We start from the raw sequence: 16430 nt of genomic DNA on the forward strand, positions 1-16430 counted from the left end.
TCTTGACTAAGGCAGTTACAAATTAATCGCGGCTATTACCTGAGAATGCCATCAACAAATTAAGCAAGCTAGTGAACAAGTTATAGATGTTCAGATATAAACTGAGCGTAGCTGAAATGTAATTGGTCTCGCCACCATTCACGATACGGCTAACGTCATACAGGATAAAACCTGAGAACAACAACACTGCTACGGCTGAAATTGTTAATGACAACGCTGGGATGGCAAAGAAAATATTGGCCACAGCAGCCAACAAAATCACCACCAAACCGATCATCAAGAATTTACCCATGAAAGAAAAATCTTTCTTGCTTACCGTTGCAATCGTTGCCAGCGTAAAGAAAATAGCAGCAGTACCCACAGCGGCCACACCAATCAGCTCAGCACCATTACTGAATTTCAGTGCTACTTGCAGGATCTGGCTCAGCCACAGCCCCATAAAGCCAGTCCACGCCAGCAAAATCGCTACACCAGCGCCCGACTCTTTGGTTTTCTCAATCGCATAAAATGCGCCAAAGCTCACCGCCATAAAGACGATAAAGCCCATCATCGGGCTCATGGCAAATTTCAGCGAAATGCCCAAAATGGCACCAGCCGCAGTTGGCAGCATCGACAGCGCCAACAGGAAATAAGTATTGCGCATAACACGGTTGCGTTCAGCAGATAATGCCGTGCTCCCGTAAGCAGCAGGATTGTATTGCATGATCAGACTCTCCTAGTTTTATCATCGGCCTGCAATTTGCAGACATGTGGCTAAGATGCTGTGAAATCAAAAAAGTTTCAAGCCATCTTTGCAAAATGGGTAAGTTGTTAGGAATTAATCCTCAATACCAAGCTGTAGCGCAGGGAAATACGTGGCGATTTCAGCCAGATCAAGCTCAGCCGGAGTTCGATAGCGCCAACGGGGTGCGAGCTGTCGATCAATCAAGGTACTGTAGATCCCGGCCTGAAAATCACCATAGCGCAATGCACTTGCTGCAATCGAGGTTTCGATCTGCACCGTCTGTGCCAGTGTTTTAGGGGCACATAGCTGCTGTAAAGCCCAGCTTAAATACAGTGAAGTCGGTGAAGCCTTCAGCACCCGCTGCGCTGCATGCTGTAAATAGGTGTCAGAACTGTGCGCCAATGTCGCCAGATAAGCCAAAGCCTGCGGCAGTGTCAGCGCATTGAGCTGCTGATAGTACTGAGGCTCAGCAGTTAACTTTGCGGCGGGTATATGCGCGGGTAAAGGCTGCGCATCGAGAAACTCGCTTAATAACGCAGCATCCGTGTCCGATTGACCGCTCCAAGCTAGCTGCGCCATAGCCATTAGCGTAGCGTGGCGCTGACTATCGGGCAGCAGCCAATCCGCAGCGCCTAATGCCATCGCATCACGAGCATTGATTGCAGCCCCTGTTAGCGCCAGAAAACGGCCTGCACCAGCGAGCTTTGGCAACCACCAGCTCGCGGCAACATCAGGAAATAAGCCAATCCCGGTCTCCGGCATGGCCAAACGGCTTGACTCGGTAACAATACGATGACTTGCTGCGGCAAACAGCCCCCAACCTCCGCCCATGACAATGCCGTGCCCCCATGCTAAAACAGGTTTGGGATATTCACGGATCGTTTGGCATAAGCGATATTCTTCGCTAAAAAAAGCATCGCCCTGACAAAGCTGTTCTGGCTTGCTCATCGCCAAGTACAAGGCTTTCAAATCACCTCCAGCACAAAACCCTCGCTCGCCCGCACCTAGCAATACGACCGCGACAATCTGCTCATCATCCCGCCACTGCGCTAATGCGGCATCCATCTGACGAACCATCGCCAGATTCTGGGCGTTAATCCGCTCGGGCGCACTTAATGCCAAACATCCAATTTGTTGCCCCTGTGCGCATTGCAGTAGCGAAACATGCACGGTCATCCTCAAATCCTTTTCAAGCCATTCGTCCTGCAGATTTAGCCCACGCCTTGCCTGCGGCACAAGCAGTAATTTCCTTTATAGCGCTCAGCTGTAACACAAGCATACCGATGCTCACCTATAGTGCAGCCATTGATTCACGGCATAAACCACAATGAGAGAATTGGCCGAATTAGCACAACTTGAAGAGTTAATAGCCCACGCACCCGCCGGCATGGTGGTTGCGCTACACGGGCAAATCAACTCGGAAGAATACAGTTACCCGCTGTATAGCTTCAGTATCGGCAATCGGGCAGCAGAGGCTCCCGTGCTGGGTTTTTTCGGTGGGGTACATGGGCTAGAGCGGATCGGCTGCCAGATTGTCCTCTCGCTGCTGGCTAGCTTGTTGGTACGGTTAGAATGGGATAGTAGCTTGCAGCACCAGTTGCAAAAAATTCGTCTGGTATTTATGCCGCTGGTCAATCCGGCTGGAATGGCGCGCGGGTGGCGCAGTAACCCAGATGGAGTTGATTTAATGCGCAACGCCCCGATTGATGCACAACAAGCAGTACCGTGGCTGCTCGGAGGGCATCGTATTAGTCGCCATTTACCGTGGTATCGCGGGCAATTAGGGCAAGCCATGGCCGCAGAGAATCAAGCACTGTGCCAGTTAGTGCGCGAGCAGTTGCTTTGTAGCCCATTTAGTTTGGCGCTCGATTGCCATTCTGGGTTTGGTTTGCGCGATCGCCTGTGGTTTCCGTATGCATATACCCAGCAACCGATTGCACACTTGGCCGAAGTTTATTCACTGGCGGCCCTATTTCAACGCAGCTATCCCTACCATCCCTACCTGATTGAGCCGCAAGCACGGCAATACATTACCCATGGCGATATCTGGGACTATTTGTATCAGCAACAATTAAGTAAACCTGAACGGGTATTCTTACCACTGACATTGGAATTGGGGTCGTGGCTGTGGATCAAAAAAAACCCACGTCAATTGCTGTCGCTCGATGGATTGTTTAATCCCATCGTGGCGCATCGGGAACAACGAGTTCTGCGCAAGCATCTCATGCTATTCGAATTTCTAATCCGGGCAGTACACGATTTTGAGCAATGGCAGGTTGCGGCCAGCGCGCGTGCGCAGCTCACTCAACAAGCACTTAATCGCTGGTATCGAGCATGAAAACTTGGGTCTTATTGCGAGGCTTAATGCGTGAAACACGCCATTGGGGCCGCTTTGTCCCACTGCTACAAGCTCATTTTCCGGATGATCAAATCATCTGCATTGAATGGCCGGGCAATGGTGAACTAAATCAGCAACAAAGCTATAACTCCATACAACAGATGGCAGGGTATTGCCAGCAAACACTTAACCAGCAGGGGCATACTGGCCCATACCATGTGGTTGCCATTTCATTAGGGGCGATGGTGGCACTGGAATGGGCTTACCAGCAACCCGCAGCACTGGCCAGCTGCACGCTGATCAATACCAGTTTGCGCCAGCAAAGCCCATTCTATCGGCGCTTAAATTGGCGCCAGTGGCCACGACTGCTCCGGATACTTATTTTGCCCAGCGCGGCTCGCGAACGCGAGATTCTAGGCTTAACCAGTTACAGCGCCAATGAGCAGACGGTGCAACAGTGGCAACGCTATGCTGCGCAATACCCAATCAGTAAGACAAATATCCTGCGCCAGCTCTGGGCCGCCTGCCGCTATCGGGGCAGAGATGACGCACCGAAAGTACCCATCTTGCTGCTCAATAGTCTTGCAGATCAGTTAGTCGATCCGCGCTGCAGCCAGCAAATGGCCCAAATCTGGGGTTGCCCGTTACACAGCCACCCCAGCGCTGGTCACGATTTACCTTTGGATGCGCCAGACTGGCTCATCCAACAGATCTGCACACAGTTAATTTCAAAGTAATGCTCCCGTCGAGGGCAACTATGCACTATCTTGAAGGCTGATTACCAACCACCTCTTACACCTAACAAAGGAATTACACTATGAAAGTTCTCGCCATTTGCGGTAGTTTGCGTGCCAAATCTAGCAATAAAGGCCTGCTACGGTGTGCGCAAGCCAACGCCCCAGAGGGCATGCAAATTAGCATTGCAGATTTATCCCAAATCCCCTTTTACAATGCGGATATCACCGAGCAACCTGCGGCAGTGAAACAACTACTTGCGCAAATGGCAGAGGCTGATGCCTTTATTTTTGGCGGACCTGAATACAATTATTCGATCTCACCAGCGCTAAAAAATGCCATCGATTGGGCTTCGCGCGTGGAAGGCAACACGATTTTTGCCGGTAAAGCCGTGGCTTTGATGGGTGCTGGCGGCGGCATGGGCACGTCACGGGCGCAATATCATTTACGCCAAGTCTGCGTATTTGTCGACTTGCATCCTCTCAATAAACCCGAGGTATTTGCCAATGCATTTGCCGGCGGATTTGATGCGGATGGCAATGTAATTGATGAAAAAATCAAAGAAAATGTTCGTACCCAGTTAGTCGCGCTGGCTGATTGGTCGAAAAAGATCAGTAGTTAAAAACCAATAAACTAAAGGGTATATTCCTCAAGATCAATACCAGAAAGACCTAGATGCGTATACCCTTTTAAACTGCTAATCGAGCACTTTCCACTCGCCTTTCACACGGCCTTCAATCGGCTGATACTGGGTTTTGTACGACATCTTGCGGCAGTCTTTAATCCAGTACCCCAGATAAACATAGGGCAAGCCCAACTGCTTGGCCAGCCCAACCTGCCAGACTACGTTGTAAACCCCTAAGCTACGTGAAGCGAGATCAGGGTCAAAAAAGGTATATACCGATGAGATACCATCATCAAGCTGATCGATCAGGCTCACCATCCGCACTTCGCCATCTTCGATAAACTCGGCTAGAAAACTCGCTACATTGCTTTTCAGTAAAAAACTTTCGTACTGCTCGCGATTATCCTGATCCATCCCACCGCCTGAATGGCGTGACTGCTGGTAACGTTGATACAGAAGAAAGTGCTCTTCACGGAATGTGAGATCCATCAGACGAACCTTCAGGCTTTGGTTGCGCTGCATCACCCGCCGCTGGGTACGGTTGGGTTGGAACTGATTCGCAGGCAAGCGTACTGGCACACAAGCCTGGCAATGATCACACCACGGACGATAGACAAATTGCCCACTGCGACGAAAGCCTTGCTCGACCAGCTGACTGTAGACATGGGTATTAATTAAATCGGATGGCACCGCTACTTGCGAGCGGGCAGCATGATCTTCAAGATAACTACAGGGGTACGGCGCGGTGGCATAAAACTGTAACTGCACCGTATGCTTGCGAAAAGTATCGTTCATAGCGGCCTCGTTATGGCCCTGCCTATGCAGCGCCTAATGATTCGTAGCGATAGGGCCAGGGACCAAGCACATCGTTTTGAGCCGTCAGCTGTGTTAGCCGTTGCATAAACTCATCGCGGCTGATTTCCCTTGCACCAAAGCGGGCTAAGTGTTCGGTATGCATCTGACAATCGATTAGCCCAAAACCCTGTGCAGCCAACCACTGCACGGCATGCACAAAGGTGATTTTGGAGGCATCGGCTCGTCGAGCGAACATAGACTCACCATAGAACATTTTTCCGATCGCCATGCCATAAAGCCCACCAACCAGCTCATCATCAATCCAACATTCAAAGCTGTGCGCGTAGCCGGCATGATGCAAGGCTGCGTAGGCCTCGATCATTTCATCGGAGATCCAGGTGCCAGCCTGTTCACCACGAGGGGCGGCACAGCCAGCCATCACATCACGAAATGCGGTATCAAAGGTGATTCGATAGGCTTTGTTGCGAATTACTTTCGCTAGTGAGCGATGAATATGCAATTCATCCGGGAACAACACCATCCGCGGGCTGGGGCTCCACCATAAAATGGGCTCGCCGGGCATAAACCACGGGAAAATACCTTGCCGATAGGCCGCCAACAGGCGAGATGGAGATAGATCCCCTCCCGCCGCTAGCAAACCATTGGGCTCAAGCAGTGCTTGAGCCAACGGAGGAAACTGGTGGCGATGATCAAGCCAAGGGATCATGACTTTGCATCAAATTGGCGGTTATTTCTTGGGCTTGACTTGGCATTCGCCACACAAACCATATAGATACATCTCGTGCTCTTGAATTTGAAAGCCATGTTTTTCGGCAATGGTTTCTTGGCGAGCTTCAATTTCAGGGTCGAAAAACTCTTCGACCTTGCCGCATTTAACGCACACTAGATGATCATGGTGATCACCGTGGTTTAACTCGAACACCGATTTACCAGTTTCGAAATGGTGGCGTACTAAAATGCCAGCCTGCTCAAATTGGGTCAGTACGCGATACACCGTGGCCAAACCAACATCGATTTCTTCCGCCAACAATAAACGATACACATCTTCAGCCGTCAGATGGCGTTCAGTGCTCGTTTCAAACAAATTCAGAATTTTCAAACGCGGGCCAGTGGCCTTTAAACCCATGCCTTTTAATTCAGCTGCTTTGCTCATTTTAATTTTCCCACTTTCCAAATGTGCGGTGTTGGCGCAATACGGTTATCATATAGCGTTTTTCGGTGCCGCGCACCGACCCTAACAGTGAAGCGTACGAGCATGAAGGCTAGAATCTTAACTGTAATCCTCAGTAGTGGCCTGTTAATGACAGGTTGCAGCGTAGTCAATTTCATCACGCCTTATAAGCTGGATATTCCGCAGGGCAATGAGTTAACTGCTGACCAGGTTGAAAATCTGAAGGTCGGAATGACGCCAGCACAGGTGCGTTTTGTCTTAGGCACCCCCTTATTGGTTGACCCTTTCCACCAGAATCGCTGGGAATATGTTTACCGCGATCAAAAAGCCGGTACCGTCAAAGCCCAGAAACGATTTACCGTGTTTTTTGAAAACAATCTGGTGACTTCATGGCAAGGTGATGTACTACCTGAGCCAGCAGCACGTACTGCACTGAAAAACCGTGCCAGTGCTCCAGCTGCGGCAGATGACCTGATGCGTATGAAAGCCGACCCCGCTAATCCGGGCAGCAAAGACATTGAAGTAAAACCACTTATCGATAAAGGATTCTAAATGACGATGAAAATCGCCATTGCCGGTGCCAGTGGCCGTATGGGCCGCATGCTGATCGAAGCTGTTATTGCAGCGCCAGACGCACAATTATTCGCCGCACTTGACCGCGCGGGTAGCGACAGCATTGGCACAGATGCTACTGCGTTTCTCGGAAAAAATAGCGGCGTATTAATTGCCAGCGACCTTGCTGCGCTCGATGGCGCGGATGTGATTATCGACTTCACCCGCCCTGAAGGCACTTTAGAGCACCTCAAGGCCTGCCAAGCCTACGGCGTGAATATGATTATCGGCACCACCGGCTTTGATGAAGCAGGCCGCGCAGCCGTAGCCGCCGCCAGCGAAAAAATCGCCATTGTGTCGGCTTATAATATGAGCGTTGGTGTCAATCTGGTATTCAAATTACTGGAAATTGCCGCAGGCGTGCTCAACCAAGGTTACGACGTTGAAATCGTTGAAATGCACCACAAACACAAAGTGGATGCACCATCGGGCACTGCGATTGCAATGGGCGAAGCTGTGACTAAAGCGTGGGATAAGGCACTGAAAGACGTCGCAGTTTGGTCACGTGAAGGCATTACAGGCGAGCGCCAGGATGGCACAATTGGTTTTGCAGCGCTGCGTGGCGGCGATGTGATTGGAGACCATACGGTCGTGTTTGCCGGAGCAGGTGAACGTGTCGAAGTAACCCACAAAGCCAGTAATCGCACGATTTATGCACAAGGCAGCCTGCGCGCAGCACGCTTTTTGGCGGGCAAAACAGCGGGGCACTTCAACATGAAGGATGTGTTAGGTTTAAATTAAAGCCAAGCACGGACGCAAGACGTAAAAAAGCGAGGTCAGAAACGGCCTCGCTTTTTATCTTTCCTTCGATGAAATGAATAATCATTGCGGCAATTCAACATCCTGATTATTCGCTCTTTCCTACAACATACAATCGACTTCTCGTAGATCAAACTACCTTGAATGCATTTAAAACTGTTAAAAGTTAGTCATTAACTTGGATCTAAACAGTACTGCAATGGCAGCAAAGATGCTGCGCAACGATCTACGACACATGCCACTACGAAAGAACGTCATCTAAAGATCAACGAGTACTGGTTGGCACTCGTGGCTGGCTCGGTATTTCATTGATTGAGGCGAGTACCGTGACTGCCTTATACCGAAAACCATTTGCTTCTAGATCAATGTATTGATCAGGGCTAGCCTTTACGGCTGGGTACTAAAACAGCGAGAAAACAATTATTCAAATTGGCCTCCTGTGCTTCAGTTTTTAACAACAACTTATCGAATCCCAAACTGGCCTCCTGTTTTGTTGCTGTAGTATTACTCTAGTCCTAAATATTCAATCCTGCAACATATCCCGACGACCAAGCCCATTGAAAATTGTAACCGCCCAGCCAGCCGGTCACATCAACCACCTCGCCGATGAAGTACAAGCCCGGCACTTTTCGCGCCATCATCGTCTTGGATAACAACTCATCGGTATCGACGCCACCGCGAGTCACCTCGGCTTTTTTGTAGCCGACTGTGCCCGATGGTTTGACTTGCCAGTGATGTAACTGCTGCTCGAGCTCTTGCAATACTTTGGTGGAGTATTGCTTCAAAGGCTTTACTTCACCTTTAGTTTGCAGCCATACCTGTACAAATCGTTTTGGCAACACATCGGACAAGACCGTCGATAACAAAGCATCGCGGCTGGCATTAGCAAAAAAATCTTGTAAATCTAGATCTGGAATCAGATCAATTTCGATCAATTCGCCGGGCTGCCAGTAGCTCGAAATCTGCAAAATGGCCGGACCAGAAACGCCTTTATGCGTGAATAAAATTGCTTCGCGAAACTGTTGGTTTTGGCATGAAACGACGGCTTTTTCGATCGCCACGCCAGCCAATTCGGGCCATAAATCTTCGGGCTGAAAGGTCAATGGTACCAAGGCTGCGCTTTGCGGCACGATATTGAGACCAAATTGTTTGGCTATTTCATAGCCAAATGCCGTCGCACCAATCTGTGGAATCGACAGCCCGCCCGTTGCGATCACCAACGATTGGCAATGCCAAGTTTCCTGACTAGTTTCAACGATAAATCCACCTGCTTCTGCCGCGACCACACTGGTGATGCTGGTGCCCATGCGCCAAGTCACTTCGCCTTTGGCCACTTCGTCTTTCAGCATCTGAATAATGCCGTCCGAGTTTTGATCACAAAATAACTGGCCTAGCGTTTTTTCGTGAAAAGTCAGCCCATGCTGATACACCATGCCAATAAAGTCATGCTGGGTATATTGCTTGAGTGCCGATTTAACAAAATGCGGATTGTTGGAGATGTAGCAATCGGGGTGAATATTCAGATTGGTGAAATTGCAGCGCCCACCACCCGAGATACGGATTTTCTCAGCCAGCTTGGTGCTGTGATCGACCAAGACCACTCGACGCCCACGCTGCCCAGCCGTTGCTGCGCACATTAAGCCAGCCGCGCCAGCACCAATAATCACTACATCCGTTTCAAACATATTCAAACCTCATCGCAAGAGCGCATTGTACCTGCTTAATCCTGCATCGCACTCGGATCGCTAAAAGCGCTCACCTACTAGGGTATAACCCCATTGGCATTATTACGCAGGCGCGGCCCCCATGCGATGGCGTAAAATGGAAGAACTCACCACGCTGGAGCGTTTTTACATGCACACGATGATTGTTACCGACCTAGATGGCACCTTGCTCGATGCCGAACACAAAGTTGATCCTTTTACTGCCGAAACCATTCAAACACTGGCAGCCAACGGCATCAATATCACGATTGCAACTGGTCGGCATTTTCTCGATGTCAAAGGCATTCGCAGCGTATTAGGTGTAGCGGCGCACTTAATCACCTCCAATGGCGCACGCGTGCATGCACCGGATGACCAAGAAATTTATGCCGAGAATATTGCGCCAGACTTAGCCAGAACATTAATGCAACCCGCCATTTCAGCGGGTTCTTTACTCAATGCCTATGTGGATGAAGGTTGGCTGGTAGAAAAAGAAACACCCGAATTGGTTGGCGTTTATTACAAAGACTCTGGTTTTAGCTATCAAGTCTGCGATCTAAAAAACCACTCGGGCGAAGGGATCGCCAAGATTTTGTACATTGGTGAGCACGAGGCCTTGAGCCAAATCGAAGCCAATATTCTCGCCCAATACCGTGGTCAGGTTTACATTACCTTCTCTGCGCACGATTGCTTGGAAGTCATGGCGCCTAGCGTATCCAAAGGCCATGCCTTACAGGCGGTGCTAGCACGCCTTGATTCTGATAAGGCCCACTGCATTGCTTTTGGTGACGGACAAAATGACATCGAGATGCTGGGGGTGGCAGGCACTGCATTTGTGATGGCCAACGCCAGTGAAAAGCTAAAAGCAGCTCACCCCAATTTGCCTGTGATCGGCAGTAATGATAAACATGGCGTGGCAACGCAATTGCGGAGTATGTTTAAGGAACTGTTTTAAGTCCTTCAAGTCTGAAAAGGCAGCACTGGAACGGTTTTGCTCGCTAAGCCGAGTATGATCCACCAACAATCCTGGAGCCATGATCATGCGATTTGCAATACTTATCGGAGGTATCTTAATGAGCGGATTGGCCAGCGCTGCCTGCAGCCCCATACTCCAACATCAATTTAAGACCTTGCAAGGCCAACCCTTTGATTTGTGCCAGTATGCGGGCAAACCGATTTTGGTCGTCAATACCGCCAGCAAGTGTGGCTTTACCAAACAATTTACCAAGCTGGAACAAATGTACGACAAGTACAAAGGGCGCGGGCTGCTAGTGATCGGCTTTCCCTCAAATGATTTTAAGCAGGAATTGGAAAGCAACGCGCAGATTGGTGACTTTTGCAAACTGACCTATATGGTGGAATTTCCGATGATGGAAAAATCCAGCGTTACCGGCAAAAATGCGAATCCTTTCTATCAGAAACTAATCCAAGCCGCCGACACCAGCCCGAAATGGAATTTCTACAAATATCTCATCGCGCCGGATGGTAAAACGGTCACGGCGTATAGCTCGCTGACCGAGCCGGATGACAAAGAAATCATCAGCAAAATCGAAGGTTGGTTACCTAAAAAATAAGCGTAAAAAAGCCCGCCAAATCTGGTGGGCTTTTTACATGCAGCAGCACCGGATTACTTGGTAGAAATAGAAGTCACCAAAGTACGGAAGCGATTGATACTTTGGTCAAAGTCATACAACGCGCCTTGCTGAATATCGAAATACCAGCCAATCAAGCTCAATTTACCTGCCTCAACCCGTTTGGCAATAAATGGAAAGCTCATCAAATTATCAAGCGAAACAATAATAGCCGCCATTTCGCAAGCGCGAATCTGCCGCTCTTCTTCTTTGTGGCCCAGCTCACGCCTTACCTGCTCACGCGCAGCATCGGCAATGCGTACCCAGCGACCAACAAAATTGGCTTCAGTTTTAGATTCGGGGTTTTGCATCAGCGCACGGATACCACCGCAGGCAGAGTGGCCCAAGACAATAATTTTGCTGACTTCTAAATGCTCAACCGCGTATTCAATCGCCGACGAAACCCCGTGGAAAGCACCATCGGTTTCATACGGCGGCACTAGATTGGCCACATTACGCACTACAAACAAATCACCCGGGTCGCAATCCATCAATAATGCGGGATCAACCCGTGAATCAGAACAACCAATCAACAAAGTTTTCGGGTTCTGCCCTTGCTTGAGTTCTTCAAACAATGAGCTATGTTCACCAAAGTACTTATGCTGGAAGCGGCGAAACCCACCGATAAACTTTTCAATGTCTTCCATCTTCCCCCTGAGTTGCGTAGTTAGCTTTTGCCGCAATTCTACTGGTTTTCACGTACTCCTGCGCTGGCAATTGCATTTACCGGCTAGCAAAGCTGATTTGGTTCAAATTTTTTGAATAGTCAATACAAGTATTTTTGCTATCAATAGGAAGTATTCGCATTTAATATCCAACTCAGATTCAGAATTACTGAATAAGGAACTCGAATGAAATCATCTGCACCCAGCAATTACAACGCGCTGCAAATTGCTTTGCACTGGCTAAGCGCCTTGCTGATTCTAGCGGCGTTTATTTTGGTCTGGACGTTTGACAATACGCCACTGGCCCCTGCGACATTCAAGCTTAAGCTGCAGTTGATCGCTTGGCACAAATGGGCAGGTATTACGGTACTCATATTATTTGCCGTCCGTTTTGCTTACAAATTGATTCGCGGCACACCAGCAGTCGATCCGAATTTGCCGGTACTGCAACGCAAGCTGGCTGTTGGCGTGCATCACTTACTGTATTTATTGATGCTGGCGTTACCACTGGTGGGTTGGTTACTCACCTCCGCCAAAGGCTACCCAGTCATGCTGTACGGCGTGTGGCAAATGCCCGACTTGATCGGCAAAGATGAAGCTTTGGCTCATACGCTAAAAGAAATCCATGAATTTCTCGCCAATGGCTTGATGCTGTGTATTGCCCTTCACGTGGCTGGCGCCTTGAAACACTATCTAATTGATAAGGATGGTACGCTGGCGCGGATGTTACCTTTCTTGAAAAAATAAACTTACTGACCGGAGATTAACACCATGATGCGTTCAATCCTTGCTGCCACGCTACTTCTTGGCGCGTTTGGGGCCCAAGCAGCCCAAACCGTAGTGCCACAAAAAAGCCGTATCGGCTTTACCTTTAGCCAAATGAATACCCCAGCGGATGGTTTTTTTAAAAACTACACCGCAGCGATCGATTTTGACCCCGCCAAACCGGAAAGCGCCAAAGCACAGATCGTCATTGATCTAGCCAGTATTGATGTGGGCGGCCCAGACGGCAATGCCGAAGCCAAGAAAAAGGCCTGGTTTGATGTCGCAGCTAACCCCAAAGGCACTTTCACGGCCACCAGTGTGAAAGCACTCGGCGGGGGCAAATTTGAAACTAAAGGCAAATTGACCATCAAAGGTATTAGCCGTGATGTCGTGGGCCAAATGACCGCCAAGCAGCAAGGTGCCGAGCTGGTACTGGAAGGCTCAGTGCCGCTGCTGCGCCTGAATTACAAACTCGGTGATGGCGCTTGGGCTGACACAGGCACCGTAGCTGATGAAGTTACCGTGAAATTTAAACTGGTATTAACCGGTAAAGCTGGCCAATAAAAGGCTGCATCAACATACCCACTAGGAGTAATACACATGAAAAAATTGATTTTGGCTTCTATTTTGTCTGCCGCAGCTTTGAGCGCCGTTGCAGCACCTGAAACTTTTAACGTTGACCCATCACACACTTTCGCCAGCTTTGAAATCAACCACTTGGGTTACTCGACTCAACGCGGTTCATTCCAAAAAACTAGCGGTACCATCACGCTGGATCAAGAGAAAAAAACCGGCAGCGCTGATATCACGATCGACGCTAGCAGCTTAAACACGGGTTGGGCTGCACGTGATAAACACTTGTCGAGTGAAGATTTCTTCAATGTTGAAAAATTCCCAACCATTACTTTCAAAGGCAAAACCTTTAAATTTGATGGCGACAAACTCAGCAGCGTGACGGGCGATTTCACATTGCTTGGCGTGACCAAACCCGTAACTTTGAATATTACCGGCTTCAAATGCGCTCCTCACCCGATGAGCAAAAAACCAGCTTGTGGTGCAGATGCGGTTGCCACGATCAAACGTAGCGAATTTGGCATGGCCGCTTATGTGCCAGCCGTGAGCGATGAAGTTACGCTACGCATTCAAGTTGAAGCCAGCAAATAATCACACCGTAGTTTGCTAATTGCAGTTGGCCGTGCGCCAACCCCTGCCCCTTTGTTGCCGCTAGGCACAAAGGGGTTTTGTATTGCAACTGCCAGCCTGCCAACTTGCGATGCCAGCAGACAACAGCGACAATTGCACACCAAAGCACTACACAGGATTTATACCGATGGAACAACACCCATACGCCGCCACCGAAACCACCCCGCTATTGGGGAAGGTGATTTTTGCAAGCCGCTGGCTGCAATTACCGATTTATCTGGGTTTAATCATCGTACAAGGCGTTTATGCGTATAAATTCCTTGCTGCGCTTTACAATATGATGAGCAATCTGACCACCCTCTCGGAAACCCAGATCATGCTGGCGGTTTTAGGCTTGATTGATGTGGTGATGATTGCCAATTTATTGCTGATGGTGACCGTGGGTGGCTACGAAACCTTTGTATCGCGCTTGCGGATTGATCGCCACCCAGATCAACCCGAATGGCTAGATCACGTGAATGCGACAGTTTTGAAAGTGAAACTGAGCATGGCGATTATCAGTATTTCTTCGATTCACCTGCTGCAAACCTTTATCAACGCAGCCCAAATGGCTGAGGCCACGATGAAATGGCAGGTGATCATTCACTTGGCCTTCCTCGTTTCCGCCGCCGCGCTGGCTTATACCGATAAGCTGCTGCATTCGGTATCACAACCCGCACAGCACTAAATACAGCCTCACAAGCTAGGGTATTGTCGTCTTGGCCTCAAGCACTAATAACCACAGACCTATACCCTAGCCATCACAACAACCTATTCTAAGTCACCCGTCGCTAACCAGTGCTGAATTGCGTCGGTACTGGTTAATGTTTCCACCCACCATTTCAGTGCCTGCCCAGCATCTTGACTGCGCCAGGCATGGCACAGCCGCGATTGTGGCCGCACCTCTGAAACTGCTTTGATCACCAGCGCACCGCTGTCCAGATAAGGTTTCGCCCAAGGTAATGGCAAATACCCGCAACCCAGCCCCGCGACTTGGGCGGCGACTTTATCGGCCATACTGGGCACGCGCAAAATATCCTGTCCCGATAAAATATTGTAGGAATAAGTCGGCATCTGGCGGGCACTATCGGGCACCACCACGGCCCGATGTTGCATCAGCACCTGCGCAGATAAGGGCTCAGCAGCGTTGGCCAGAGGATGGTCGGGCGCCACAACAAAAACACTGCGAAACTCGCCCAGCGCATGTGTCGAATACCCACCGCCGGACGGCCCCTGTGCAATGGCGCCAACCGCAATATCGGCGCGGCGTTCCAGCAAAGCCTCCCAGCTGCCCCCTAGCGATTCATGCAACAAGCGCACCCGGGTACCAGAGTTAAGCGCATCAAACTGCTTGAGCAATGGCCACAGCAGGGTCACAGGAATAATCGTATCCACCACAATCGCCAGCTCGGTTTCCCAGCCGGTTGCAATGCGTTTGATGCGGCATTCCAGCTCATTGGCTGCGCGTAATAAATGCCGCCCTTCGTTGAGTAACTCAACGCCAGCAGCGGTGAGTTGCGCACGATGACCACTGCGATCAAAAATCGGTACGCCCATATCATCTTCGAGCTTGCGTACCATATAGGTCACCGCTGATGGCACCCGATGCACTTCCTCGGCAGCAGCAGCAAAGCTGCCACGACGCGCAATGGCATCAAGGATTTCCAGCGACTCCAGACTCAAACGCAACATCTGTCAGCACCTCGCATTGCTAGATCGAAAAATTTGAATAATTCAGGCAGATCTTTTGGCTATCAAAGCCGCGATAGCACGCTTATTATGGCATACAGAGTTCAAATAGATTGAAGGAGATAACAATGATCACTTTACGCAAAGCAGAAGAACGTGGGCACGCTAATCATGGCTGGCTCGACTCCAACTTTAGTTTCTCATTTGCCGAATACTATGACCCAGCCCATATGCATTTTGGTGCGCTGCGAGTGATCAATGATGACCGGATCGCTCCTGGTATGGGCTTTGGCATGCATCCGCATCAGGATATGGAAATCATCACTTATGTGCTGGGTGGCGCGATCGAGCATCGCGATAGCATGGGCAATGGCTCGGTGATTCGCCCCGGTAATGTGCAAAGAATGAGTGCGGGAACGGGCGTTCGTCACAGCGAATTTAACCCAAGCGAAACCGAAGAAACACATTTGCTGCAAATCTGGATCATTCCGGGTCAAAAAGGCATTGCGCCATCCTACGAAGAGAAAATCTTCTCCGATGCAGATAAACGCGGGCAATTACGTTTGGTCGCCAGCCCCGATGGCAGTGATGGCTCGGTGCTGATTCACCAAGATGTGCGACTGTATGCCGGCTTGTTTGATGGCGAAGAGGCGCTAGAGCAAGCCATTCAAATCGGGCGAAAATTGTATGTGCATATCGCACGTGGCAGTCTGGAAGTGAATGGTATCGAGCTCAAAGCGGGTGATGCGGCGATGCTAAGCCATGAAACGGCTTTAACACTTAAGCAAGGCCGTGGCGCTGAAGTTTTGGTGTTCGATTTATTTTAAACACGCAAGCCTCTCTGCCTCGGCAGAGAGGCCAAATACCCTTCTGGGTATATTCTTACCAAGCAATATCAATATAGCCTTTTCGGCAATACGCCCCCCTTAAATCATCTTATTTTTGCGCCAAGCGAACTAGCAATCACCGCTGGTAAGGCAGGTCACACAAGCCAGATTAGGACAAATGGCTTGTT

20 protein-coding genes are annotated in these 16430 nt (G+C 49.7%); 12 read left to right on the forward strand and 8 right to left on the reverse strand.

Translation table 11 applies throughout. The features are described from left to right. Positions 1–22 precede the first annotated feature (22 nt). Both HZU75_RS02965 and HZU75_RS02970 read right to left on the reverse strand, forming a co-directional pair. Positions 23–703, reverse strand: coding sequence for a Bax inhibitor-1/YccA family protein (locus HZU75_RS02965; protein ID WP_180307716.1), 681 nt, complete (start codon positions 701–703; stop codon positions 23–25). A 114-nt stretch (positions 704–817) separates the two neighbouring features. Further along, positions 818–1900 (reverse strand): enoyl-CoA hydratase/isomerase family protein, encoded by a 1083-nt coding sequence (locus HZU75_RS02970; protein ID WP_180307717.1) that lies wholly within the window; start codon positions 1898–1900, stop codon positions 818–820. Between the two features lie 151 nt (positions 1901–2051). On the opposite strand from HZU75_RS02970, the gene HZU75_RS02975 reads away from it, so the two are divergent. The 3 genes from HZU75_RS02975 (at position 2052) to HZU75_RS02985 (ending at position 4419) form a co-directional block, all read left to right on the forward strand. After that, positions 2052–3062 carry a M14 family zinc carboxypeptidase gene (locus HZU75_RS02975; protein WP_180307718.1) on the forward strand — a complete coding sequence of 337 codons (1011 nt, stop codon included), beginning with the start codon at positions 2052–2054 and terminating at the stop codon, positions 3060–3062. Further along, positions 3059–3799: an alpha/beta fold hydrolase gene (locus HZU75_RS02980; RefSeq protein WP_180307719.1), complete on the forward strand. Its 741-nt coding sequence runs from the start codon at positions 3059–3061 to the stop codon at positions 3797–3799. Before HZU75_RS02975 ends, HZU75_RS02980 begins: the two co-directional genes overlap by 4 nt. A gap of 80 nt (positions 3800–3879) precedes the next feature. Beyond that, positions 3880–4419, forward strand: coding sequence for an NADPH-dependent FMN reductase (locus HZU75_RS02985; protein WP_180307720.1), 540 nt, complete (start codon positions 3880–3882; stop codon positions 4417–4419). Positions 4420–4494: 75 nt separating this feature from the next. Here the strand turns inward: HZU75_RS02985 and HZU75_RS02990 are convergent, their stop codons facing one another. Genes HZU75_RS02990 through fur form a run of 3 tightly spaced genes read right to left on the reverse strand, consistent with a single transcriptional unit; the run spans position 4495 to position 6391 of the window. Beyond that, entirely contained in the window at positions 4495–5217 is a 723-nt protein-coding gene (locus HZU75_RS02990) for an arginyltransferase (RefSeq protein ID WP_180307721.1), read from the reverse strand. 22 nt (positions 5218–5239) lie between these two features. Further along, complete coding sequence (gene aat / locus HZU75_RS02995) at positions 5240–5944, reverse strand: leucyl/phenylalanyl-tRNA--protein transferase (protein WP_180307722.1); 705 nt, start codon at positions 5942–5944, stop codon at positions 5240–5242. A 21-nt stretch (positions 5945–5965) separates the two neighbouring features. Then, complete coding sequence (fur, locus tag HZU75_RS03000; RefSeq protein ID WP_180307723.1) at positions 5966–6391, reverse strand: ferric iron uptake transcriptional regulator; 426 nt, start codon at positions 6389–6391, stop codon at positions 5966–5968. A gap of 102 nt (positions 6392–6493) precedes the next feature. Here fur and HZU75_RS03005 point away from each other — a divergent pair, with 102 nt between their 5' ends. Together HZU75_RS03005 and dapB are read left to right on the forward strand one after the other, a co-directional pair. Continuing rightward, positions 6494–6961 (forward strand): outer membrane protein assembly factor BamE, encoded by a 468-nt coding sequence (locus HZU75_RS03005; RefSeq protein WP_228028172.1) that lies wholly within the window; start codon positions 6494–6496, stop codon positions 6959–6961. Then, complete coding sequence (gene dapB / locus HZU75_RS03010) at positions 6962–7762, forward strand: 4-hydroxy-tetrahydrodipicolinate reductase (protein WP_228028173.1); 801 nt, start codon at positions 6962–6964, stop codon at positions 7760–7762. A gap of 533 nt (positions 7763–8295) precedes the next feature. Here the strand turns inward: dapB and HZU75_RS03015 are convergent. After that, positions 8296–9465 (reverse strand): BaiN/RdsA family NAD(P)/FAD-dependent oxidoreductase, encoded by a 1170-nt coding sequence (locus HZU75_RS03015; RefSeq protein WP_180307724.1) that lies wholly within the window; start codon positions 9463–9465, stop codon positions 8296–8298. 121 nt (positions 9466–9586) lie between these two features. On the opposite strand from HZU75_RS03015, the gene HZU75_RS03020 reads away from it, so the two are divergent. Both HZU75_RS03020 and HZU75_RS03025 read left to right on the forward strand, forming a co-directional pair. Then, on the forward strand, positions 9587–10438 hold the full coding sequence (locus tag HZU75_RS03020) for a Cof-type HAD-IIB family hydrolase (protein WP_228028174.1): 852 nt from the start codon (positions 9587–9589) through the stop codon (positions 10436–10438). 118 nt (positions 10439–10556) lie between these two features. Next, a complete protein-coding gene (locus tag HZU75_RS03025; protein ID WP_228028175.1) occupies positions 10557–11057 on the forward strand; it encodes a glutathione peroxidase in 501 nt (166 codons plus the stop codon). Positions 11058–11110: 53 nt separating this feature from the next. Here HZU75_RS03025 and HZU75_RS03030 read toward each other — a convergent pair whose 3' ends face one another. Then, complete coding sequence (locus HZU75_RS03030) at positions 11111–11761, reverse strand: carbonic anhydrase (RefSeq protein WP_180307726.1); 651 nt, start codon at positions 11759–11761, stop codon at positions 11111–11113. Between the two features lie 204 nt (positions 11762–11965). Between HZU75_RS03030 and HZU75_RS03035 the strand changes: the two genes are divergently transcribed. The 4 genes from HZU75_RS03035 to HZU75_RS03050 all read left to right on the forward strand — a co-directional run bounded on the left by HZU75_RS03035 (position 11966) and on the right by HZU75_RS03050 (position 14414). After that, entirely contained in the window at positions 11966–12526 is a 561-nt protein-coding gene (locus HZU75_RS03035) for a cytochrome b (RefSeq protein WP_180307727.1), read from the forward strand. Positions 12527–12550: 24 nt separating this feature from the next. Further along, a complete protein-coding gene (locus tag HZU75_RS03040) occupies positions 12551–13108 on the forward strand; it encodes a YceI family protein (protein WP_180307728.1) in 558 nt (185 codons plus the stop codon). Between the two features lie 36 nt (positions 13109–13144). Further along, a complete protein-coding gene (locus HZU75_RS03045) occupies positions 13145–13708 on the forward strand; it encodes a YceI family protein (RefSeq protein WP_180307729.1) in 564 nt (187 codons plus the stop codon). Positions 13709–13874: 166 nt separating this feature from the next. Then, positions 13875–14414: a TIGR00645 family protein gene (locus HZU75_RS03050; protein ID WP_180307730.1), complete on the forward strand. Its 540-nt coding sequence runs from the start codon at positions 13875–13877 to the stop codon at positions 14412–14414. 83 nt (positions 14415–14497) lie between these two features. On the opposite strand, the gene HZU75_RS03055 is transcribed toward HZU75_RS03050, so the two are convergent. After that, positions 14498–15418 (reverse strand): LysR family transcriptional regulator, encoded by a 921-nt coding sequence (locus tag HZU75_RS03055; RefSeq protein ID WP_228028176.1) that lies wholly within the window; start codon positions 15416–15418, stop codon positions 14498–14500. A gap of 125 nt (positions 15419–15543) precedes the next feature. Between HZU75_RS03055 and HZU75_RS03060 the strand changes: the two genes are divergently transcribed. After that, the gene (locus tag HZU75_RS03060; RefSeq protein WP_180307731.1) at positions 15544–16242 is read left to right on the forward strand and encodes a pirin family protein; all 699 of its coding nucleotides are present in this window, start codon (positions 15544–15546) and stop codon (positions 16240–16242) included. Positions 16243–16430: the final 188 nt, after the last annotated feature.

The sequence above is a fragment of the Chitinibacter fontanus genome (assembly GCF_013423785.1).
GTDB classification, from domain to species: Bacteria; Pseudomonadota; Gammaproteobacteria; order Burkholderiales; family Chitinibacteraceae; genus Chitinibacter; species Chitinibacter fontanus.